The sequence below is a fragment of the Acidisoma sp. S159 genome, assembly GCF_009766125.1.
In the GTDB taxonomy this organism is placed as follows: Bacteria; Pseudomonadota; Alphaproteobacteria; order Acetobacterales; family Acetobacteraceae; genus Acidisoma.
Genome location: NZ_LMUG01000059.1, coordinates 909,662 through 932,557 on the forward strand (window position 1 = coordinate 909,662; position 22,896 = coordinate 932,557).

Sequence of the window (22,896 nt, forward strand, 5' to 3'; positions counted from 1 at the left end):
GCAGTTCCGTGACTAAGCGATGAGTGATCTCAGCACGGCCTCGCCGCACGCCAAAAGCGTTGACGCGACCGTGCCTCTCGTTGCGCTGCGCGACATTACCAAGGCTTTCGGCTCGACCCTCGCCAATGACGGGGTCGAGCTGATCGTGCGGCCGGGCGATATTCTCGGACTTGTGGGCGGCAATGGCGCGGGGAAGAGCACGCTGATGCGCGCGCTCTGCGGCGTCAGCCGGCCCGATTTCGGTACGCTGGAGCTGGATGGCCGTGCGGCGGATTGGGATCGCTTCGGTCCCACCGAGGCGCAGGCTCACGGCATTCGTATCGTGCATCAGGAGCTTTCGCTCTGCGCCAATCTTTCGGTCGCGGAGAACTTCTTTCTGGAGGCGCCGGATCTGGCGCGGCCGGTGCCCGGATGGCGCCGCGCCTATCGTGCGCGGGCCCGTGCCGCGCTCGACCGTGTGTTTCCCGGCAACGGCATCGATGTCGATCATGTGGTGGATGACCTTTCCATTGGTCAGCGCCAGATGGTGGAGATCGCGCGGGCCGCCTCGGCGCCGCGCATCCGGCTGCTTGTTTTGGATGAGCCGACATCGTCGCTGGATCTGGAACGCAGCCGACAACTGCGGGCTTTCATTCATCAGCAGGCCGAAGCGGGGCTCGCGAGTATTTTCATCAGCCACAAGCTGCATGAAATCGTCGATGTCGCGGCCGATGTTATGGTCCTGCGCAATGGGCGTCTGGCCTGGCGCGGTGCAGCGGCGGATACCTCGATCCAGGCACTGGTTCAGGCGATGGGCGGTGGCGCGGAAGTCGCTTTGCGGCGCGCGCATGAGGCGGCGCCGGTTTCGCAACGGCCAGTGCGGCTGCGGGTGAGTGGCCCGGTGGTCGAGAAGATCGGCAGCGAGATCCTTCTGCGCGAAGGCGAGATCGTGGGTCTGGCGGGTCTGGAAGGCGCGGGGCAGAAGGAGTTTCTGCGCGACATTTTCGCTGCCTCCGGTCATTCGGGCGGGATCGAGCGCTCGGGCGCCGTCAGTTTCGTCTCGGGAGACCGGCAGAGAGAAGGCGTTTTCGCGTTCTGGAATGTCTTCGCCAATATGGATATCGAGCGCATCGGTCGGCGTTTCGCGCTCGCGCCTTTCGCCGCGGCCGAGGATCGCCCCGCCATTCTCGATGCCGCCGAGAAGCTGCGGCTGGATCCTGGTCGCTTTGGCTCCGGCATTCTCGATCTCAGCGGTGGTAATCAGCAGAAGGCGCTGGTCGGCCGCGCTTTGGTGAGCGATTCGCCGACGATCCTGCTCGACGATCCGACACGCGGTGTCGATGTGGCGGCGAAGACGGATTTTTATGGGCTCTTCGCCGATGCCGCGGGGGCCGGGCGGCTGATTGTTTGGCTTTCGACCGAAGACCTCGAATTCATGGAATGCGACCGGGTGCTGGTCTTCAGCAAGGGCCGCATAGTGCGCGAGCTGCGGCGCGAGGAGATCACCGAGGACGCCATCATTGGCGCCTCTTTTTCGGAGCAAGTCGCACGCGGCGGAGAGGGCGAGGGTGTCGAGCGGCTTCATCGCGACTGGGGCAAGACAGTCATCAAGGCCGCGCCTTTTGTGAGTCTGGCGCTGGTTCTGGGCGTCATGATGCTGGTCAATCATGCGGCGGCGAGCGTGTTCGGTCTCGATCTTCTGCTTGGGCCGTCGGTTGCGCTGGTGCTGGTGGCTGTCGCGCAGATGTTTGTCGTGGGCGGAAGCGAGATCGACCTCAGCATCGGTGCTTTTGCTGGGCTCATGAATGTCGTGAGTGCGACTCTGCTGGTCGACCGGCCGCTGTTGGGCGCGGTCACCATTGTTGTCGCGCTGATTGCGTATAGTTTGATCGGCGCGCTCATCCAGTTGCGCCGCATTCCCGCGATCGTGGTGACGCTAGGCGCTTCGTTCATTTGGATGGGAGCGGGGTATTCCCTGCAACCAGCGCCCGGCGGCAGCAGCCCCGACTGGGTCACGTCGTTGTTCGGCTGGTCCATTCCGCATTTGCCGACATCCGTCATTATCATCCTCATCGTCGCAGGGGTGACGGTCTTCCTCGACAGCGCGCCGCTTGGTGTGGTGCTGCGCGCTTTTGGCAACAATGCGCCGGCGCTCGCGCGTAGCGGCTGGTCGGCGCTGCGCTATGCGGTGATCCGATATGGTTTGGCGGGAATCTTCGGCATGATCGCCGGAGTCTCGCTGACCGCCGCGAATACCGCGAGCGACATCAATGTCGGTGGTCCCTTCACGCTTTCCAGCGTCGCGGCCGTGGTGATCGGCGGGTGCAGCCTGATCGGGGGGGTGCTGTCGCCTTGGGGCGTGGTCGCCGGGGCGATCGTCTTGTCGCTGATCGGCGCCCTGCTTGGCGCGCTAAATGTCAGCACGGATTACAATGCGGCGGTTCAGGGCTTGCTGCTGCTCGGCATGCTCGGGTTGCGGGCCACGCTGATCCGGCGGAGGGCGCAGTGATGGCGGGTCTGGGCGAGGGCCGGCTGATCGACTGGAGCCAGCGCAACCGGTGGATTTGGGCGCTCATCGGCGTCGTGCTGCTGTGGTTCGTGCTGTCCCTCATCACCAGCCGGTTCAGCCTGCAGAGTCTCTCCGGCGTTGCGGTTTCAGCGTCGTTCCTGGCATTGGCCGGGCTGGGCCAAATGTTCGTGATTACGGCGGGTCGCGGGAATATCGACCTGTCCATTCCCAACGTGCTGACGCTGAGCGCCTATGTCAGCACGATCCTCATCCAGGGCCACGACAGCCGGTTATGGCTTGGTGTGTTGGCGACGTTGGGGATTGGCATTGTCGTTGGCAGCGTGAACGCGGTGCTTGTGCTGGCTTTCCGGATACCGGCGATTATCGCGACGCTTGCGACCGGATATATTTTGGCTACCGCCAGTCTCTTCGCCAATAAGGAGCTGGTGAGCTACGGCGTCAGCCCGACGCTGAAGTGGCTGACAACGGCGCGGGTCGGCGGTTTTCCCGTGGTCGCGATGCTCGCGGTGGTGGCTGTTGTTGTCGGCAGCATCGTCCTGGGGCGGCTGGTCTATGGGCGCACGCTTTCGGCTGTCGGGCAGAGCACGCGTGCGGCCTATTTCTCCGGCATTGGCGTGACGCGGGTTGTCGCGGCTACTTTTCTGATTAGCTCACTGCTCGCGGCGCTCGATGGATTGCTGCTGCAAGCTTATGTCGGCGGCGCTTTTCTGGAGATGGGCGGTCCCTACCTGCTGCAATCGCTTGGCGCGGTGGTGTTGGGCGGATCGCTTATCATGGGCGGATCTTCGACAGCGGTCGGCACCTTGTTCGGCTGCGTGCTGCTCATCCTCATCGTGGCGACCATGCAGATTGCCGGGTTGCCTTCCGGGATGCAGGATATCGTGCAGGGCGTTGTGGTGATCGCCGTGCTGTCGCTGGCGGGTGGTGGCAGGGGGCGGACGGTGAAGCGCGCGATACCAACCACGCAGGGCGGCGCTGGAACTAAAGTGGCAGGTCGATCGTGAGCCAAGTGTCGAACGACAGCGCGATCCGGCTGACGTATCGGATTGAGACGTCGGGCGATATCGGGCGGCTCGCGGAAAAGATCGCGAGCGACCAATCGACCGGAACCTTCGTCGCGGTGCCGGGCGAAACTGCTGATCTCAAAGCGAGATGCGCGGCGCGGGTCGTTGATATCCGGATGCTGGAACCGCATGAGCGGCCGGCTTATCCCCAGGATGCGGTCAATTCCCAGAATCCGCGGCCCTATAAGCGCGCGGATGTCGATGTCGATTTCCCGCTGGAAGTTATTGGCACGGATATCGCGGCCCTCCTCACCATCGCTTTCGGCGGGGTCTTTTCGGTGCGCGGCCTGTCGGGTGCGCGTATCGTCGGGCTGCGGCTGCCGCCCGCGTTTATCAAGGCGCATCCGGGACCCGCTTTCGGCATCGCCGGCAGCCGCAGGCTCGCGAATGTCCATGGCCGGCCCCTGATCGGCAGCATCATCAAACCCGCGCTTGGACTGACGCCTGAACAGACGGCGGAGGTTGCGCGCGAACTGGTCGAGGCCGGCGCGGATTTCATCAAAGACGACGAGAAGATGATGAATCCCGGCTATGCGCCGCTCGAAGCGCGGGTGCGGGCCGTGATGCCGGTGATTCTGGACCATGAACAGCGGACCGGGCGGAAGGTCATGTATGCCTTTGGCATTTCCAGCGCGGACCCGGAGACCATGCTGCGCCAGCACGACATCGTGGCGGATGCGGGCGGCAATGCGGCGGTGATCAACATTAACTCGGTCGGCTATGGCGGACTGGCATTTTTGCGGAAGCGCTCGCGCTTGGTGCTGCATGCGCATCGTAGCGGCTGGGACATGCTGACGCGGCATCCGGATCTGGGGCTCGATTTCAGCGTCTATCAGGTGCTGTGGCGGTTGCTCGGTATCGACCAGTTTCAGGTCAATGGCATTGGGGCGAAATATTGGGAGCCGGACGAGTCCTTCCTGCGCTCCTTCCGTGACTGCACCACGCCGCTTCTTTCCGACGACGACCGTGCTTTGCCGGTGGTGGGATCGGGGCAATGGGGCGGGCAGGCGCCGGAGACTTTCGCGCGAAACGGGCGGTCCATCGATTTGTTGTATCTAGGCGGCGGCGGGATCATGGGGCATCCGGGCGGGGCTGGCGCTGGCGTGCGCGCCATCACTCAGGCCTGGGAAGCGGCGGTGGCCGGGGTTCCGCTCGCGGATTATGCGCGCGAGCATCCCGAACTCGCTCAGGCGATCGCGGCCTTCGGCGAGAAGGGCGCGCAATGACCCTGCCAGCGAAGCGGGGGCGCAAACTCGTCGGCACCGGCTGGAAGATGAACCATGGGATCGCCGATACGCTGGCCTATATCGACCTGCTGCGCGAAAGGCTGGCCGGCATCAACCATCATGGGCTCGATGTCTTCGTTCTGCCGCCATTCACCGCGCTGAGCGCGGCGGGCGCGCGCGTCGCAGGGTCGCAGATCGGCGTCGGCGCCCAGAACGTCCATTGGGATGATCGCGGCGCCTGGACCGGGGAGGTTTCCGCCCCGATGCTCGTCGAGGCGGGTTGCCGATACGTGGCACTCGCCCATTCCGAGAGGCTGCAGCATTTCAACGAAACCTACGCCGCGGTGCGCCTCAAGGTAAACGCTGCTCTGCGCCACGGGCTTACCCCGATCCTCTGTCTAGGCGAGAAGGCGGAGGATAAGCGGGACGGTCGGTCGGATGATGTTCTGGCGGATCAGCTCGCTACCGCGACGGCCGATCAGCCGGCGAATGCCCTGCCGCGCCTTGTGCTGGCCTATGAGCCGCGCTGGGCCATCGGTGCCGCCGCCGCCGCCGATCCCGACTATGTCGCGGACCGCCTCGCGCGGCTGCGGGCTGCGCTCGCCGAACGGTTTGGCGCGGCCAATGCCACGGCGACCCGCATTCTATACGGCGGTTCCGTGACCGCGGCCAATGCTCCGGAGCTGGCCGTGATCCCCGATGTCGACGGGCTCTTCGTGGGGCGCTATGCCTGGAACGCGGACGGCTTGGCGGAGATCGTCGCCATCGTCGCAGAGGCGGCCAATGCCGCATCGACCCAGAACGGGACGGAGGAGTTATCGACATGAGGATCGTCGTGGGCGGAGACAGCGCGGGACAGCCGCTGTCGGATGTCATTTTCAAGCATTTATCCGGCGGTCCGCATGAGGTCGTCGATCTTGGGCGTGAGGTGCCGGGCGGCAAGGAGCTTTACGCCTCGCTCGCCGAACGTGTGTCTAACGCGATCCTGGAAGGGCGTTTCGATCGCGGGATTCTGTGCTGCGGCACCGGCATCGGCGTGTGTATCTCGGCGAATAAGGTTCCCGGCATTCGCGCGGCGCAGACGCATGACACCTACTCGGCCGAGCGCGCCGCGAAAAGCAACGACGCGCATATCATCACGATGGGCGCGCGGGTGATCGGAACGGAAGTCGCCAAGGCGATCGTCGACAAATTCTTGGAATCGCATTTCGATCCGCAAGGCTCATCGGCCGCCAATGTCGAGGGGATCAAGGAATTGGACCGGAAATATCACCAGGAGCGGGTGGAAGCCTGATCAGCGCTTGATGGTCGCACCGCAGAAGATCACGCGGCGCAAGCTGTCGGACGAGGTCTTCGATCGCCTCCTGCAAGAGATCGAGACCGGGGCTTACGGTGCCGACGCGCAGATGCCGTCTGAGCGGGAGCTCATGGTGGCTTATGGCGTCGGACGGCCGGCGGTGCGGGAGGCGATGCAGCGGCTGGAAAAGCTCGGTCTCATTACCATCACCCACGGGGAGCGGGCGCGCATCGCTCATCCCTCGATCGCCGATGTCATGCAGCAGATCGACCATGCGGCGCGGCATGTTCTGGCGACGCAGCCGCAATCCCTCAAGCAGTTGCAGGATGCGCGGGTTTTCTTCGAGGTGGGCATGGTGCGGGAGGCCGCGCGCATGGCGGAGCCCGCCGATATTCAGCGACTGGAAGAGGCACTGGCGCGGCAGACCGCGTTTCTTGACCGCGACGCCGGCCGTTTCGTCGCGGCGGATATGGAGTTTCATACGGTCATTGCCGCCATCACGCGGAATGTGATCCTCGAAGTGGTGAGCCGCGCGATGCTGCAATGGCTCAGTGCGTTTCATTCTGGTCTGCTGCATTGGAAAGGCCACGAGCGCATCACGCTGGAGGAACATCGTCTGATCCTCGATGCGATTATCGCCCATGACGAGGTGGGAGCTGCGCAGACGATGCGGGACCATTTGCAACGCAGCCGTGGTTTGTTTTTGTCGCAGGCGGTGGAATCCGCTTCGTAGCTTTCGCTAAAGCAGGATGTCTCTGGTTTGAACCATGCTCACTCCCTCACCGTCATGGCATGCGAAGGCATGCCATCTACGCCTTGCTTGCGCAACAAAGACAGGCGTGGATGGCACGCGAGGGCCGCCCCGCCTGCGCGTGCCATGACGGTGCTTGAGTTGGCGTTCGATATCGAATCATTGCGCCGTAGCGAAGGCGTTTGGCTCCACATGATTTAGCTGGTATAATGATCGTATAATGAGTGATCGCAGAACGACACCTTTGCCGCTGCCGGCTGGGCCGCTGATAGCCTTCTACGGTGACGACTTTACGGGCTCGGCCGCCGTGATGGAGGCTTTGACCTTCGCGGGCCTACCTAGCGTGTTGTTCTTCGACGTGCCGCGGCCGGAGCAGCTAGCGCGGTTCCCTAACCTTCGAGGCATCGGCATCGCGGGCATCGCGCGGTCCAAGAGTCCCGACTGGATGCGCGTCGCCTTGCCGCCCATTTTCGCGGCGTTGCATTCTACCGGTGCGCCACTCGCGCAGTACAAGATCTGCTCGACCTTCGATTCCTCGCGCGAGGTCGGCTCCATTGGCGCGGCGATCGAGATCGGCGACGAGATTTTCGGCAATCGTTGGATTCCCATGATCACGGCGGCGCCCGCTATTCACCGCTACCAGGCCTTCGGGAATCTGTTCGCGACGGTTGCGGGCGTGGGATATCGGCTCGACCGCCATCCGACTATGAGCCGCCACCCTGTCACGCCGATGCATGAGGCGGATCTCGCCCGGCATCTTGCGACCCAGACGGCTATTCCTTCGGGCTTGATCGACTTCGTTGCGATGAAGCAGGGACGCGCGGATGATGCGCTCGCCATCGCGCGGGCCGAGGGTGCCCAGATCATGTCGCTTGATGTTGTCGATGAGGAGACGCTCGCGGAAGCCGGGCGGCTGGTCTGGGAGCATCGGGAGGCGATGCAATTCGTTGTCGGCTCCCAGGGTGTCGAATACGCGCTGATCGCCCATTGGCAGCGGGCGGGGCTCATTCCGGTGGCCGAACCGCCGCGTGCGGCGCCAGCGGCGGCGCGGATCGTCGGGGTGTCGGGCTCCTGCTCGCCGGTGACGGCGCATCAGATCGCCTGGGCCGAGGAACACGGTTTCCTGGGTATTCGGCTTGATCCCACGGCCGCGGTCGATGGCGCGGCTTGGGAGAGGGAGAAGGATCGCGCCTCGGCGGCGGCGCTTGAGGCGCTGTCGGCTGGGCTGGACCCGATCATCTATACGGCGCGGGGGCCGGATGATCCGTCGCTGCCCGAATTGCGGCGTGTGGTGGAAACTTCTGGCGTCGCGTTGGACACGGTTAATGACCGCATCGGGGACGGCCTCGGCCGCATCCTGGATCGTGTCATGCGAAAGTCCGGAATCGATCGCGGAATCATCGCGGGCGGCGACACATCGAGCCACGCGGCTTTGGCGCTCGGCGTCTATGCGCTGAGCGCGCTGGCGCCGACGGTGCCCGGAGCGGCGCTGTGCAAGGCGCATTCCGATGACCCCGCCCATGCCGCGCTGGAACTGGCTCTGAAGGGCGGCCAGATGGGCAGCCCGGACTACTTCGCTCGCATAAAGGCGGGCGGCGAGTCCTCCTCGAAACCAATTTGAACCAAGGATAGTCCGATGACGAAGGTCGCTTTACTCGGTGCTGGCGGAAAGATGGGTGTGCGTCTCTCCACGAACCTGCAGGGATCGCGATTTTCCGTCGATCATGTCGAGGTTTCCGAGGCAGGGCGCGAGCGGCTCAAGCAAGCGGTTGGCGCAGATTGCGTCGAAATGGACACTGCACTGAGCCAGGCCGATGTGGTGGTGATGGCGGTGCCGGACCGGCTGATCGGCAAGATCGCCCACGACATCATCGGCAAGGTGCGGCCCGGCACGGCGCTCATCGTACTCGACGCCGCGGCGCCCTATGCGGGCGAAATGCCGGTGCGCCCGGATGTGACTTACTTCGTGACCCATCCCTGCCATCCGCCGATTTTCAATGACGAGACCGACCCGGTGGCGAAGAACGATTTCTTCGGCGGCATTCACGCCAAGCAGCATATCGTTTGCGCGCTGATGCAGGGGCCTGAAGCGCATTATGCGCTGTGCGAGGAAGTGGCGCGAGAAATCTACAAGCCGGTGATGCGGGCGCATCGCTGCACGGTCGAGAATATCGCGATGCTGGAGCCGGCCTTGTCCGAAACCGTCGGCATTACGCTGTGCCTCGCGATGAAGGAGGCCGTGGATGATGTCGTGCGCCGGGGGGTTCCGCGCGAGGCGGCGGTCGATTTCATGCTGGGGCATATCAATATCGGCCTGTCGATCGCCTTTGGGGTTTTTCCGGAGGGCAAGTTCTCCGATGGCGCGCTTTACGCGATCGAACAGGCCAAGCCGCAGATTTTTCGGGACGGCTGGCTCGACCGGGTCTTCAGCACCGAGGCCGTGATGAAGTCGGTCAAGGAGATCTGCGCGGCGTAGGAGAACGTCTGGTCCCACCACGCTCGGAGTTCGTGGCGCGCGCTCTCTGCTCGGCGTGAGCTGAGCAGGCGCCGGCGCTGGGTGCGCCACCGGGCGTCCTGCACGCGCTCATGGATCGGTCCTCGTCCAAATAACACTATTTAAGATAGCATATTATAACAATATCGTTGACGGTAGGTGTTTTTGCGTTAGATCGCTCGCTGCGTTACGCTACGGGGTTCACGCGTTTCGCTTCGTAATATTGCTGCTGCACAAGGTTTGAGCATGGATCAGATCGCCGGCCACAAGGGCGTCGCCTTCTCTCGCGCCCCTGCCACCGTCATCCGCAGTGACGCGGAGGCAATCGCGGTTGCGCGGGAGCTGGCGCCTCAGATGGCGAAGGAGGCGATCGCGCGGGATCAGCAGCGTATTCTGCCGCGCGCCGAACTCGACCTTTTCTCCGGCAGCGGCCTTTGGGGCATGACGGTGCCGCGCGGTTACGGCGGAGCCGAGGTTTCCTTCGCGACCGTCGCCGAGGTGATCGCCATGATCTCTGAGGCTGATCCCTCGATCGGGCAAATTCCGCAGAACCATCTTGGCGTGGTGGAGGCTCTGCGGTTTACCGGGAACGAGGAGCAGAGGACCCGCTTCTACGCCGGGGTGCTGGAAGGCCGCAGGTTCGGAAATGCGTTTTCCGAGGCGGGCAGCAAGAATGCCGGCGTCTTCGATACGAAACTGGTGGCGGACGGCGACGCGTTTAGGGTCACCGGCGAAAAGTTCTATTCCACCGGCGCGCTTTTCGCGGATATCATCCCGATCGCGGCGACTGGCGAGGACGGCAAGGTCTATCTCGCCTTTGCTGATCCCCAGGCGCCGGGCCTGAAGATCACGGATAATTGGTCTGGCTTTGGCCAGCGCACCACCGCGAGTGGCAGCGTGTCGCTGGATAATGTCTTGATCGAGGCGCGGAACGTGGTGCCCGCCTATCTCGGCTATGACCAGCCCTCCGCCAATGGGCCCGTGTCCCAGATCATTCAGGCGGCGGTTGATCTGGGCATCTCGCGCGCCGCCATCGCCGATACCGTGCGGTTCGTGCGCACTCAGTCGCGGCCATGGATCGACAGTGGGCAAGATCACGCGTGGGAAGATCCTTATACTATCGCGGCGGTCGGCGACCTTTTCCTGCGGCTTCACGCAGCTGAGGCGATCCTGGAACAGGCTGGCTATGCGGTGGACCGCGCGATCGCGGAGGCGAACGAGCAGACGGTGGGTGAGGCTTCACTCAAGGTCGCTGAAGCCAAAGTGCTGACGACTGAGATCGCGATTCTGGCGGGTAACAAGCTGCATGAACTGGCGGGCACGCGCTCGACCTTGGCGCAGCACGGGCTGGACCGGCATTGGCGCAATGCGCGCACCCATACGCTGCACGATCCGGTGCGCTGGAAATACGCGCTGATCGGCAATCATGCCCTCAACGGCGTGCTGCCTCCGCGCCACGCCTGGGTGTGAGCGAGACGATGAGCGCGACCCGCGAGATCCTTTTCAACGCCTTCGACATGAATTGCGTCGTGCATCAGTCGCCTGGGCTGTGGCGGCATCCGCGCGACCGGGCGGATCGCTACATCGACCTATCCTATTGGACCGACCTCGCGAAAATTCTGGAGCGTGGCAAGTTCGATGCGCTGTTTCTGGCGGATGTGCTTGGCGTCTACGATGTGTATGGCGGCAATACGGATACCGCGCTGCGCGAGGCGACGCAGATTCCTCTGAATGACCCGCTGCTGACCGTTTCCGCCATGGCGGGGGTGACTGAGAATCTCGGCTTCGGCGTGACCTGCACGCTATCCTACGAGCCGCCGTTCACCTTCGCGCGGCGCATGTCGACGCTAGACCATCTGACCAAGGGCCGTATCGGCTGGAATATCGTCACCGGCTATCTGGATAGCGCGGCGCGTGGAGTTTCCGGCGCTGCATCGCAGCCGAAGCACGATACACGTTACCAGATCGCCGAGGAATATATGGATCTGGTCTACAAGCTTTGGGAGGGCAGCTGGGAGGACGATGCTGTTTTGCGCGACCGCGCGCGCGGTATCTTCACCGATCCGGCGAAGGTCCATCGCATCAAGCATGAGGGCGAGTTCTTCAAGCTGGATGCGATTCATCTGAGCGAGCCATCTCCGCAGCGGACGCCAGTGTTGTTCCAGGCGGGTACTTCCGGCAAGGGGCGCGACTTCGCGGCGCGCCATGCCGAATGCGTTTTCATGGCGGCGCCGAGCAAGACCGTGGCGAAGGGTTATGTTTCCGACATCCGTCGGCGCGCCGCGCTGTATGGCCGCGCCCCAGAGTCGATCCGCATTTTCAATCTCACCACGGCCATTGTCGGCCGGACGGGCGAGGAGGCGCGCGAGAAGCATGCGGAGTACCGGCGCTACATCAGCCATGCGGGCGCTTTGACGCTTATGTCGGGTTGGACCGGGATCGATTTCTCGGTCTACGATTTGGACGAGCCCGTGCGGTATATTCGCAATGAGGCGGTGCATTCGGCGGTGGAATCCTTCACCACGGCCGATCCGGACAAGACCTGGACCGTGCGCGAAGTGGCTGAGCATGTCGGTATCGGCGGTTTCGGGCCGCTGCTGGTGGGATCAGCCTCTGAAGTCGCGGATCAGATGGAAGCCTGGATCGCGGAGACTGACCTCGACGGGTTCAATCTTGCCTATGTCGTGACGCCCGAGACCTTCGCCGATATCTCCGATCTTCTGGTGCCGGAATTGCAGCGGCGCGGGCGGTACAAGACCGAGTATCGCGCCGGCACGCTGCGCCAGAAAATGTTTCCTGGCAGCGGCCCGCGTCTTGGCGCGCAGCATCCCGCCGCCGCCTCTCGCCACACGACATTGAAAGCCGCCCAATGAGCGCCTCGTCGAACTTCTCCGAACGCAGGCCCGCGCACCGCATCTCCAGCGATGCCGAGGCGCTAGTCGTCGCGCGTGAACTCGCCGTCGAATTCGCCGTGGGCGCATCCGATCGCGACCGCGAGCGACGGTTGCCGAGGGCGGAGATCGATCGATATTCGCAGAGCGGCCTTTGGGGCATCACCGTGCCGCGCGAGCATGGCGGCGCCGGAGTTTCGGCGGCGACCTTGGCGGAGGTGATCGCCATAATAGCCGCGGCGGATGGCAGCATCGGGCAGATCCCGCAGAACCACTTCTTCGTGGTCGAGGCGATCAGGCTTACCGCGACCGAGGAGCAAAAGCAGCTCTGGTTCGAGCGGGTGCTGAATGGCGACCGCTTCGGCAATGCCTTGAGCGAGATCGGCACCAAGACGGTGCATGACTACAAGACCACGCTTTTGCCAAAGGATGGCCGCCTGATTCTCGAAGGGCGAAAATTCTATTCGACCGGTGCGCTCTTCGCCCATTGGGTCGCGGCTGTCGCCAAGGACGCGCAAGGGAATTTGCTATTCGCCTTCGTCTCGCCCGAGACGCAAGGTGTGACTTTGGTGGATGACTGGTCGAGCTTCGGGCAGAAGACGACGGGCAGCGGTACGACGATCTTCGAGAATGTCGAGGTCGATCCGATTGGCGTAATCCCGTTCCACGACGCTTTCGACGTGCCGACCTCGATGGGGGCTTTCGCGCAGATCATGCACGCGGCGATGGACATCGGCATTGGCCGGGCGGCGCTGGCCGATACGATCGATTTCGTGCGGCGCTTCACGCGTCCCTGGATCGATAGTGGCCAGGACCGCGCCACGGACGATCCCTATACGATCGCGCAGATCGGCGATCTGACGCTGCGGCAGAACGCGGCCGATGCGCTGCTCGCGCGGGCGGGCAGAGCGGTGGACAAGGCGGTTGCCGAGCCGAATGACGAGACTGTCGCACTCGCCTCCATCGCTGTCGCGGAAGCACGGGCCTATGGCACCGAGGCCGCGCTGACCGCCGCCAATAAGCTGCATGAGCTTGCGGGCACGCGATCGACTTTGGCGCAGCACAATCTCGATCGGCATTGGCGCAATGTCCGCACCCACACGCTGCATGATCCAGTGCGGTGGAAATATGCGGCGATCGGGAATTACTATCTCAATGGCATCAAGCCGCCACGTCACGGAGCGCTGTGACGATGACGGAGGAGGCGCTCGCGCTGCGCGATATCGTCAAGTCTTTCGGCGCGACGCGCGCGCTGGATGGGGCGAGCCTGGTTGTGCGGCGTGGCACCATTCATGGGCTGATCGGGCAGAACGGCGCGGGGAAATCGACGATCATCAAGATCCTCGGCGGTCTCTACCAGCTCGATGCCGGCCGCATCCTGATCCATGGCGAGGAACCCCGCAGCGTCACACCGCGTCTGGTGGAAGAACTCGGGGTCCATATCATCCACCAGGAAGCGCTTCTGGTGCCCGGCCTGACGGTGGCGGAAGCCTTGTTCCTGGGCAACGAGTTGCGCCATGGTCCGCTGCTGGCGCCGTTCTCCATGCGTCGCCGCGCCGAGGCGATCGTCCGGGAGACCTTCGGAGTCTCGCTTTCGGGCAATATGCTGATCAGCGAATTGAGCGCGGCGCAGCGGCAGATCGTGCAGATCACCCGCGCGCTTCTGAACAAGCCGCGCGTGCTGGTTTTCGATGAGCCCACGGCGGCGCTGGTGCGGCGGGAGGCCAATCGGCTTTTCGACATCATCCGGGGGCTGCGTGATGAAGGCACCTCGATCGTGTATATCTCGCATTACCTCGAAGAGGTTCGTGATCTCTGCGATGTGGTGACGATCCTTCGCAATGGGCGGGATGTCGCGACGGTCGATCCGCGCACGACGCCTATGGCGGAGATCGTGTCCCTCATGATCAACCGCGACATCCACGAGATGTTTCCCAAACAGGTGATACCCTGTGGCAAAGCCGCGCTGACGCTGCAATCGCTCGGCAAGGCGGGCGCTTATGAGGATGTCACGTTCACGCTGCATGCAGGCGAGATCCTTGGCCTGACGGGCCTTGTGGGCTCAGGTGCGAAGGAGGTTTTGCAGACGGCTTTCGGCCTTACGCGCCATGATCGCGGACAGATCCTGATCGGCGGAAAGCCGGCCAGGATTGGCTCGCCGGGGCGGGCTATCGCACGGCGGCTCGGGCTGGTGCCGGAGGATCGGCGGCATCAGGGTGTGGCGCTCGACATCTCGGTGCGCGAGAACATGACGCTCGCCAGCCTGCGCGGGCTGACGCGCTTCGGTCTGATCGATACGCGGCGGGAGCGGGGGCAGGTGATGAGCCTGATCGAGCGGCTGGGGATTAAGACGCCTGGGCCGGATGCGCGGCTGCGCGACCTCAGTGGCGGCAATCAGCAGAAGGTCGTGCTCGCCAAATGGCTGAGCGCCAAGTCTGATATCTATATCCTGGACGAGCCGACGGTTGCGATCGATGTCGCGGCGAAGGTCGAGATTTACCGGCTGCTGGGCGATCTAGTCGCGCAGGGGGCTGCTGTTCTGATCCTCTCCTCCGATCTCATGGAGTTGCAGGGTATCTGCGACCGCGTACTGGTGATGTATCGCGGGCGGATCGTGCGGCGGCTTGTCCCTGCGGAAACGACCGCCGACGAGATCCTGGCCGCCGCGACGGGAGCGCTGGCACCGCTCGACAAGGCCGCCTGATGGACGGGGCGATCGATCAGCGTCTCGGCGTCGCTCTCGCGACCGAGGATGCCGAGGCTGAGGTGCCGCCGCTGAAAAGAAACCGGCGGGGGGGCTTCGTTCGCTTTGCCGCCATCGGCGCTCTGCTCATCGTCTTTGTTGTCTTCGCGATCGCGGCGCCCGGCTTTCTCACGCGCGGCAATCTGACCAATGTGGTCGAGCAATCGACGGTGCTGGCGCTGCTCGCCTTCGGCATGAGCATCGTCATCATCGGTGGCGGAGGTGACGTTATCCGTGGCGGGATCGACCTTTCGCTCGGTGCCAATCTCGGCCTTTGCGCGGCGGTCTTTACGGTGGCCGTCAATGCCGGCTTGGGGGATGCGACCGCGACGGTGCTGACTTTTGCGGCGGGGGCTTCAGTTGGGCTCGTCAACGCTTTTGCGGTTGTCGGGCTCGGTATTCTGCCGTTGCTGGCGACCTTGGCGGTAATGAATATCTGCGCCGGGCTGGAACTGGTGCTCACACAGAATACGGTGCTGACGGCTAATTCCCCGCTGCTCGCCTATATCGCGGGTGCCACGCCGCTGGGCTTTTCGCTGACCGATTGGACTTTCCTGGGCACGGCGCTGCTGCTGCTGGTCGTGGTGCATGCGACGCCTTGGGGATTGCGGCTTCAGGCGGTCGGCGGGTCGGTGCAAGCAGCGCGGTCGGCCGGGTTGCGCGTGCCGCTTTATCTTGCGCTGAGCTATGTGTCGGCGGGTCTGCTGGTGGCGCTGGCAGCCATTGTGCAGGCGGCGCGGCTTTCCGGCAGTTCGCCGGGTTCGGGCGATATTCTTCTCTCCGTTGTGCTGACGAGCCTGATGAGCGCGGTGTTTTCGCGCCGGCTGCTGCCCTCGATCGGCGGCACGATCCTGAGCGTGTTGTTTATCGGCTGCCTCATCAACGGTTTCCAGCTTCTCAACGTGTCGAGCTACTGGGTGAATGGAGTGCAAGGCGTTTTGATCCTGCTCGTCGTGGCGGTTCGGTCCGTGTCGCGCCGCTCGGGAGAGGTGTGAGTTGTCAGCCAGTATCGCCGCCCCACGCTTCCGCGTCACGCAATTGGTGCGCTGGGTGACGCCTACCGCGCTGATCCTGCTTTTCGTCATCTTCGCCGTGGCCTCGCCGACCTTCAGGACGCCGGGAAACCTGCTGCATATCCTGGTGAACAACTTCACCCTTCCCGCGATTGTGGCGCTCGGCATGACGCTGGTGGTGTCGGCGGGAGGGATCGACCTCTCGGTTGGCACATCGGCGGATATCGCGGCGATGGTCGCGGTGACATTGATGTCTCTCGGCCATGGGCTGGCGCTTAGTCTCGCGGTGGGGCTCGGCGGTGCGCTCATGGTGGGCGTTGTCGATGCGGCGCTGATCACCGTGTTGGGCATTAGTCCGTTTCTGGCGACGCTCGGCGTGCTGTTCGTGGGCGAGAGCGTGCAGCAATTGGCGACCAATGGCGGCACGCCGATTTATCTTGTATCCAACTTCCCCGCGGCCGGTTTGGACGCGTTAGCTCATGGCACAGCGCTGGGTGTGCCGGCGCCGCTATGGATCGTGCTGGCGGCGGTGATCGTGGTGCAGGTGCTGCTGGGGCGCACGCCTTTTGGGCGACACGTCCGGGCGATCGGCGCGGCGCCGCAGGTGGCGCGCTATTCGGGCTTGCCCGTAAGGCGTGCCACGTGGCTGGTCTATCTGCTTTCGGCGCTGCTCTGCGGCGTCTCCGGACTGCTGCTGGCGGCGACCGTGAAGTCCTATGTGCCGCTCTCGGGCAACGCTTTTCTGCTTGATGCGATCGGTGCCGTTTTCGTGGGCACCACCATTAGCCGGGAGGCGAAGCCGAATGTTCTCGGGACGCTGATCGGGGTTTTCCTCTTTGGCATGCTGCATAACGGTTTGCTGCTGATCGGTTGGAATTTCTATTGGCAGCAGGTCGCGATCGGCCTGCTGGTCTTCGCGGTGCTCGGCGCGAGCTTCGCCACGCGGCGTCTTCAGGCCGCGGACTGAAATAACAAATCAATCAATCGGAGACCCTCGTCATGTCGTTCAAAGCTCGGATTCTCGCCGGACTTGTTTTTGCCTTCGGATTTGCCGCGACCACCGCCTATGCGGATGATGTGCCAAGCCTGAAGGGCAAGCGCATCGGCATCACCGTGATCGGCACGGAGCATTATTGGGACCTGAAAGCCTATCAGGGCCAGATGGATGAGGTGAAGCGGCTTGGCGGTACCGCGATCGCTCTCGATGGCGGGCGCAATGACAGTCGCCAGATTAGCCAGATCCAAACCCTGATCGCGCAGAAGCCCGATGTCATCATCGAGCAGCTTGGCAATGGGCCGGTGCTGCAGCCTTGGCTCAAGAAGGTTCGTGACGCGGGTATTCCGCTGTTCACCGTCGATACGATCTCGCCGCATAGCATCAACGATACGACCTCCGACAATTTCGGCATCGGCGAGAAGCTGGCTCTGCAATTGGCGAGCGACATTCACGGCAAGGGCAATATCCTCGTCTTCAACGGCTTCTACAGCGTGCCGGTCTGCGCCATTCGCTATGACGAGTTGAAGCTGGTGCTGAAGGCATTCCCAGACATCAAGATCATCACGCCGGAATTGCGGGACGTGATCCCCAATACCGTGCAGAACGCCTATAGCCAGGTCACCGACATGCTCTCGAAATATCCCAACAAGGGCGATATCGCGGCGGTGTGGTCGGCTTGGGATGTGCCCCAGGTTGGCGCGACCCAGGCGATTGTCGCGGCGAAGCGGCCAGAGGTGCGGACCTATGGCGTGGATGGCAGCCCGGACGTGGTGAAGATGGTGAAGGATCCGGCATCGCCGGCTTCCGCCGTGGCGGCTCAGCAACCCTATCTGATCGGCAAGACGGCGGTGGATAATGCCGCTCGCTACCTCGCCGGCAACCATGACCTGCCGCCCTATACCTTTGTCCCGTCGGTGCTCGTGACGAAAGAGAACGCGGCGGAGGCTGAGAAGGCACTCGGCCAGGCGAGCTAAACTAACTCACGGCGGCCGTCTTCGGGCGGCCGCGATCAGGACGCCCCGGGCCATCAGGCCAGGGGCGTTACTGGCTTCCCGGTAGGGCGCGGGTGATCGCCCTCTCATTTACTTCTTATAAGGATTTGGATGTTAACCAGCCTCGCCCGATCAAGGCGAGGTCGAAGCGGGTTCCACACGCGCTGGATGCGCCTTTGCCAGCCTGGCGGGAACTGTTGGCCTACCGATTGCATCTCGTGCCGGGGCGGGACTAAGACCGACCGGTAGCTGCCAAGATATCCGCCCCTCGTTACGGAGAATGCAATGATCAAACCGATCCTCTACGCCGCGCTCCCCCTGATGCTGGCCGGAGGAGCGACGGCGGCTTTTGCCGCGGATCCCATCAAGATCGGCGTCACGGCGCCGCTCTCGGGCAGCTATGCCGCGGCGGGCATCGATATCGTCGATGGCGGCAAGGTGGCCGCGGCCAAGATCAATGCGGCTGGCGGCGTGCTGGGCCGGCAGATCGTTTTGGTGCCTGAGGATGACGGGTGTGACGCGCAAATGGGCGCGCAGGCGGCGCAGAAGATCGCTGATGACGGCGTTGTCGCGGTTGCCGGTTCCTACTGCTCCGGCGCGGCGCTGCCAGAGGTGACGGCGCTGCATCGTGCGGGCATTGCCTACGTGCTGGATGGTGCGACCAATCCGAAGCTGACCGAACTGGGTCTCGACACCGTTTTCCGCACGATCGGGCGCGATGACGAGCAGGGGCCTTTCGCCGCGAATTACATTGCCAATTACCTGCACGCGAAAACCGCCGCGGTCATCGACGACAACACCACCTATTCCAAGGGTTTGGCCGACAATACTGTTGAGGCGCTGAAGAAGGACGGCGTGAACGTCGTCTATTACGATGCCATCACGCCTGGGCAGATGGACTACTCCGCCGTCTTGTCGCATGTCGCTTCACTACACCCCGATGTGATCGACTATACCGGTTACTTCGCGGAAGCCGGGCTGATCGCGAAGCAGGCGGCGGCGCTCCATATCAAAGCCAAGATGATGGGTGGCGACGCCACCAATGACCCGACCTTGATCAAGACGGCCGGACCCGGCGCCGAGGGCTGGACCTCGACCACCGCTCCGCTGCCGCAGTTCCTGAGCGGGGCGAAGGATTACGTGACCAACTACACCAAGGCCTATGGCAAGGCGCCGGGTCCTTACTCGGTTTACGAATATGACGCGGTGGCGGTGATCGCTCAGGCGATCGCTGATGCGAAGTCGGTCGATCCGGCGGCGATCACAGCGGCGCTGCACAAGATCAAGGACTTTCCGGGCATCACCGGCAACATCACCTTCAACGAGAAGGGTGACCGCGCGACCGCCGTCTATATCACCATCGACGTCAAGAACGGTGAGTTCGTCGCCGGCCAGAAGCTTGATGCCGATGGAAAATGGGTCGCGGTGCAGTAAGAACGCATTGATGCGACGCGGTCCCGGCGGCGTCGCATCATGAGCGAATTTCTCCAACTTCTGGTCGCGGGGCTTACGACCGGTTCGTTCTATGCGCTGATCGCTCTGGGCTACACGATGGTCTACGGCATCGTGCGGCTCATCAACTTCGCCCATGGCGACATCTTCATGGTTGGCGCCTTCTTGGGCTGGACAGTGCTGTCAGCCCTGGCGGCGATGCACATGCCCTGGGGCATCGCTTTGCTGCTGGCGGTGTTGCTGGCGATGGCGCTGACCGGCGGAATTGGTGTCGTCATCGAGCGTTTCGCGTATCAGCCATTGCTGTCGGCACCGCGCCTGTCGATTCTGATCACGGCTCTCGGCGTGTCTCTCGCGCTGGAAAATGGCGTGTTGCTGATCTATGGGCCGGGCTTCGAGACTTATCCGCATCTCGTCAGTACCGCGGGTTTCGTGATTGGTGGCGCGCAGATCAGCTACGTCCAGATCGGCATCATCTTTTGCAGCCTGGCGCTGATGGCGGCACTTTATCTGTTTGTGCATCGCACCTTCATGGGCACCGCGATGCGCGCCCTCGCGGTGGACCGGGATGCGGCGCGGCTGATGGGCATCGATGTCGAGCGCGTCATCCAGACGACCTTCTTCGTGGGCTCGGCGCTCGCTGCGGTGGCCGGTGTGATGGAGGGGCTGTACTACACCGAAATCAACTTCTTCATGGGCTTCATCGTCGGCCTGCGCGCCTTCACCGCTGCGGTTTTAGGCGGTATCGGCAATATTCCAGGCGCCATGGCGGGCGGGTTGATCATCGGCCTGCTGGAGGCATTCAGCGCCGGTTATGTTTCGTCGCGCTGGACCGACGTTATCGTTTTCGCGGTGCTCATCGGCACGCTCGTCATCAAGCCCACCGGGCTCTTTGGCGAGCGCGTCGTGGAGCGGATGTAGGTGGCGGCGGCCGCCCGTTTTCCGGTAGCGCCACTCGTCATTGGCGCGCTCGTTTTGGCGGCGGCTTTGCCGCTGGTGTCGAGCAATTACGTCATCGATGTCGGGCTGACGGTCGTGACTTATGCGATCCTGGCGCTCGGGCTCAATATCGTTGTGGGCTACGCGGGGCTGCTCGATCTCGGCTATGCGGCGTTTTTCGCCATCGGTGCCTACACGACGGCGCTGCTGGAGACGCTGCTGCATCTGAATTTTTGGGAGACGATTCCTTTCAGCATGCTGCTGGCGGGAGTCTCCGGCGTCATCATCGGATTCCCGACGCTCCGGCTGCGCAGCGACTATCTGGCGATCGTGACTCTGGGGTTCGGGGAGATCGTAAGGATCATCGCGACCAACCTCGACATTACCGGTGGCCCCAACGGGCTGTACGGCATCAATCCCGCGCGGCTATTCGGGCATGACATAACATCGCCCAAAGCGGTGTACGAGCTGGGGATCGCGTTCCTGGTCGTCGTGCTGGTCTTCGTCATTCGCCTCGGGCGCTCACGCCTGGGCCGGGCCTGGACCAGTCTGCGCGAGGATGAGTCCGCGGCCGAGGCCGTGGGCGTGCCGACGCTTCGGGTCAAGATGCTGGCCTATGTCATGGGCGCGGTCATCGGCGGCCTCGGCGGCAGCCTCTTCGCGGCGCGGTTCGGGGCGATCGACCCGACTTCCTTCACCTATGCGCAGTCGGTGACGATCCTGATCATCGTGGTGCTTGGCGGTCGCGGCAGCCTGCCCGGTGTGATTCTTGGCGCCATCATCGTTGCGGGCCTGCCGGAGGCGCTGCGGTTCATCCATCTGTGGCGCGAATTCGCCTTCGCGATTGCGCTCATCCTGCTCATGCTCGTGCGGCCCCAAGGACTGTGGCCGGCACGGCTGCGTCACATCGCGGCGCCCTCCGCCACAGCCGCCCATGCGGTTCCCGAGGCGGAGCCGTCGGCGCTGGTGGCCGATGAGGCAGGGGATGTACCGGCGCCTCATCGCGGCACTTTGCTGGAGGTGCGCGGCATCAGCCGCATCTTCGGCGGGCTGCGCGCCGTCAGCGATGTCAGCTTTTCCGTGCGGCAGGGCGAGATCCTCAGCATCATCGGACCTAACGGCGCCGGTAAGACCACGGTCTTCAATTGCCTGACCGGCGTGCTGCAACCCAACGAGGGGTCGATCCTTTGGGGCGGCGCCTCGCTGGTCGGGCTGGCGCCGCATCGTGTGGTGGCGCTGGGACTGGCGCGAACCTTCCAGGGCATCCGGCTGTTCGACGACATGACGGTGTTCGAGAATGCGCTGGTCGGCATGGATCACCGCTACCGAGTGCCGCTGGTCACCGAGATGCTGGCGCTCAGTGGCGCGCGGCGGGAGGCTGGCCGGCACTATGCCGCCTGCCGGAACTGGCTGGAGTTCGTCGGTCTCGCGGATCAGGCCGGGATGCGGGCCGGCGATCTTCCTTACGGCGACCAGCGCCGGCTTGAGATCGCGCGGGCGCTGGCGGGTCAGCCGCGTCTTCTGCTGCTCGACGAGCCGGCGGCGGGGATGAATCCGACCGAGAAACAGTCGCTCATGGGCCTCATCCGCCGCATTCGCGATCTTGGCACTACGGTGCTGCTGATCGAGCACGACATGCTGCTGGTCATGGGCGTCTCCGACCGCATCATCGTCATGGATCGCGGCGGTGTCATTGCCGAGGGTCGGCCGGCGGAGATCCAGGCCAATCCCCGCGTCATCGCGGCCTATCTCGGCACCGAGGAGGACGACGAGGACGTCGGCGCGCTTGGGGCTGTGGCATGAGCCTTCTCGTCGTCGAGGGGCTGCGCGTCGGCTACGGCAAGGTCGAGGTACTGCACGGCATCGACCTGACTGTGGCGCCCGGCGAGATCGTGGCGCTGCTCGGCAGCAATGGCGCGGGCAAGACCACCACGCTGCGGGCGCTGTCGGGGCTGGAGCCGGTGCGGGGCGGAAAAGTGGTGCTGGGGGGTGAAAGCCTCAACGGGGTCAAGGCGCATCGCATCACGGCGCTCGGCCTGGCCCATGTGCCGGAGCGGCGCAGGCTGTTCAGCCCGCTCACGGTTGAGGAGAATTTGCGGCTTGGCGGCTACCTGATCCGCGACCAGGCGGCGGAGTTGAAGCGGCGGATGGAGACGATGTATGCGCTCTTCCCGCGACTGGCGGAGCGGCGGTTGCAGCTTGCGGGGACGCTCTCCGGCGGCGAGCAGCAGATGGTGGCGATCGCTCGCGCCTTGGTTTTGCAGCCGCGCCTGCTCGTGCTGGACGAGCCGTCCATGGGTCTCGCCCCGCTGATCGTGCGGTCGATCTTCGGCATCGTGAAGCGGTTGCGCGACGAGGGGATGGCGGTGCTGCTGGTGGAGCAGAATGCGCGGCAAACCTTACGCATCGCGGACCGCGCCTATGTCCTCGAAAGCGGGTCCATCCTGATCCATGGCGCGGCTGCCGATCTCGCGCTGGACCCTCGCGTTCAGGCCGCTTATCTCGGTGGCGCCGCTGCTGCCTAGATA

19 protein-coding genes are annotated in these 22,896 nt (G+C 63.7%); all 19 read left to right on the plus strand.

Annotated features, from left to right (window positions below):
* The first annotated feature begins 19 nt into the window (after positions 1–19).
* The 19 genes from GSQ92_RS20970 (at position 20) to GSQ92_RS21060 (ending at position 22,893) form a co-directional block, all read left to right on the plus strand.
* Entirely contained in the window at positions 20–2,488 is a 2,469-nt protein-coding gene (locus tag GSQ92_RS20970; RefSeq protein WP_158804391.1) for an ATP-binding cassette domain-containing protein, read from the plus strand.
* On the plus strand, positions 2,488–3,513 hold the full coding sequence (locus tag GSQ92_RS20975) for an ABC transporter permease (protein ID WP_158804390.1): 1,026 nt from the start codon (positions 2,488–2,490) through the stop codon (positions 3,511–3,513). The genes GSQ92_RS20970 and GSQ92_RS20975 overlap by 1 nt, the downstream gene beginning before the upstream one ends.
* A complete protein-coding gene (oiaX, locus tag GSQ92_RS20980) occupies positions 3,510–4,799 on the plus strand; it encodes a 3-oxo-isoapionate-4-phosphate decarboxylase OiaX (RefSeq protein WP_216850349.1) in 1,290 nt (429 codons plus the stop codon). The genes GSQ92_RS20975 and oiaX overlap by 4 nt, the downstream gene beginning before the upstream one ends.
* Positions 4,796–5,626 (plus strand): triose-phosphate isomerase, encoded by an 831-nt coding sequence (gene tpiA / locus GSQ92_RS20985; RefSeq protein WP_158804389.1) that lies wholly within the window; start codon positions 4,796–4,798, stop codon positions 5,624–5,626. The genes oiaX and tpiA overlap by 4 nt, the downstream gene beginning before the upstream one ends.
* Positions 5,623–6,093 (plus strand): RpiB/LacA/LacB family sugar-phosphate isomerase, encoded by a 471-nt coding sequence (locus GSQ92_RS20990; RefSeq protein WP_158804388.1) that lies wholly within the window; start codon positions 5,623–5,625, stop codon positions 6,091–6,093. Before tpiA ends, GSQ92_RS20990 begins: the two co-directional genes overlap by 4 nt.
* 10 nt (positions 6,094–6,103) lie before the next feature.
* Positions 6,104–6,829 carry a transcriptional regulator NanR gene (gene nanR, locus GSQ92_RS20995; protein ID WP_158804387.1) on the plus strand — a complete coding sequence of 242 codons (726 nt, stop codon included), beginning with the start codon at positions 6,104–6,106 and terminating at the stop codon, positions 6,827–6,829.
* A 238-nt stretch (positions 6,830–7,067) separates the two neighbouring features.
* Positions 7,068–8,468: a four-carbon acid sugar kinase family protein gene (locus GSQ92_RS21000; protein ID WP_158804386.1), complete on the plus strand. Its 1,401-nt coding sequence runs from the start codon at positions 7,068–7,070 to the stop codon at positions 8,466–8,468.
* 15 nt (positions 8,469–8,483) lie between these two features.
* Positions 8,484–9,323, plus strand: coding sequence for a phosphogluconate dehydrogenase C-terminal domain-containing protein (locus tag GSQ92_RS21005; protein ID WP_158804385.1), 840 nt, complete (start codon positions 8,484–8,486; stop codon positions 9,321–9,323).
* Between the two features lie 264 nt (positions 9,324–9,587).
* Positions 9,588–10,811 (plus strand): SfnB family sulfur acquisition oxidoreductase, encoded by a 1,224-nt coding sequence (locus tag GSQ92_RS21010; RefSeq protein ID WP_158804384.1) that lies wholly within the window; start codon positions 9,588–9,590, stop codon positions 10,809–10,811.
* 8 nt (positions 10,812–10,819) lie between these two features.
* On the plus strand, positions 10,820–12,214 hold the full coding sequence (locus tag GSQ92_RS21015; protein ID WP_158804383.1) for an LLM class flavin-dependent oxidoreductase: 1,395 nt from the start codon (positions 10,820–10,822) through the stop codon (positions 12,212–12,214).
* Entirely contained in the window at positions 12,211–13,422 is a 1,212-nt protein-coding gene (locus GSQ92_RS21020) for an SfnB family sulfur acquisition oxidoreductase (protein ID WP_158804382.1), read from the plus strand. Before GSQ92_RS21015 ends, GSQ92_RS21020 begins: the two co-directional genes overlap by 4 nt.
* A 2-nt stretch (positions 13,423–13,424) precedes the next feature.
* The gene (locus GSQ92_RS21025; RefSeq protein WP_158804381.1) at positions 13,425–14,936 is read left to right on the plus strand and encodes a sugar ABC transporter ATP-binding protein; all 1,512 of its coding nucleotides are present in this window, start codon (positions 13,425–13,427) and stop codon (positions 14,934–14,936) included.
* Positions 14,936–15,970, plus strand: coding sequence for an ABC transporter permease (locus tag GSQ92_RS21030; RefSeq protein ID WP_158804380.1), 1,035 nt, complete (start codon positions 14,936–14,938; stop codon positions 15,968–15,970). The genes GSQ92_RS21025 and GSQ92_RS21030 overlap by 1 nt, the downstream gene beginning before the upstream one ends.
* Before the next feature lies 1 nt (position 15,971).
* Positions 15,972–16,955 carry an ABC transporter permease gene (locus GSQ92_RS21035; RefSeq protein WP_158804379.1) on the plus strand — a complete coding sequence of 328 codons (984 nt, stop codon included), beginning with the start codon at positions 15,972–15,974 and terminating at the stop codon, positions 16,953–16,955.
* Between the two features lie 32 nt (positions 16,956–16,987).
* Positions 16,988–17,959 carry a sugar ABC transporter substrate-binding protein gene (locus GSQ92_RS21040; protein WP_158804378.1) on the plus strand — a complete coding sequence of 324 codons (972 nt, stop codon included), beginning with the start codon at positions 16,988–16,990 and terminating at the stop codon, positions 17,957–17,959.
* A 303-nt stretch (positions 17,960–18,262) separates the two neighbouring features.
* Complete coding sequence (locus tag GSQ92_RS21045; RefSeq protein WP_158804377.1) at positions 18,263–19,411, plus strand: branched-chain amino acid ABC transporter substrate-binding protein; 1,149 nt, start codon at positions 18,263–18,265, stop codon at positions 19,409–19,411.
* Positions 19,412–19,450: 39 nt separating this feature from the next.
* Complete coding sequence (locus GSQ92_RS21050) at positions 19,451–20,350, plus strand: branched-chain amino acid ABC transporter permease (RefSeq protein WP_158804376.1); 900 nt, start codon at positions 19,451–19,453, stop codon at positions 20,348–20,350.
* Positions 20,351–22,171 carry an ABC transporter permease subunit gene (locus GSQ92_RS21055; protein ID WP_158804375.1) on the plus strand — a complete coding sequence of 607 codons (1,821 nt, stop codon included), beginning with the start codon at positions 20,351–20,353 and terminating at the stop codon, positions 22,169–22,171. It begins immediately after the preceding gene.
* Positions 22,168–22,893 carry an ABC transporter ATP-binding protein gene (locus GSQ92_RS21060; RefSeq protein ID WP_158804374.1) on the plus strand — a complete coding sequence of 242 codons (726 nt, stop codon included), beginning with the start codon at positions 22,168–22,170 and terminating at the stop codon, positions 22,891–22,893. Before GSQ92_RS21055 ends, GSQ92_RS21060 begins: the two co-directional genes overlap by 4 nt.
* The last annotated feature ends 3 nt before the right edge of the window (positions 22,894–22,896 follow it).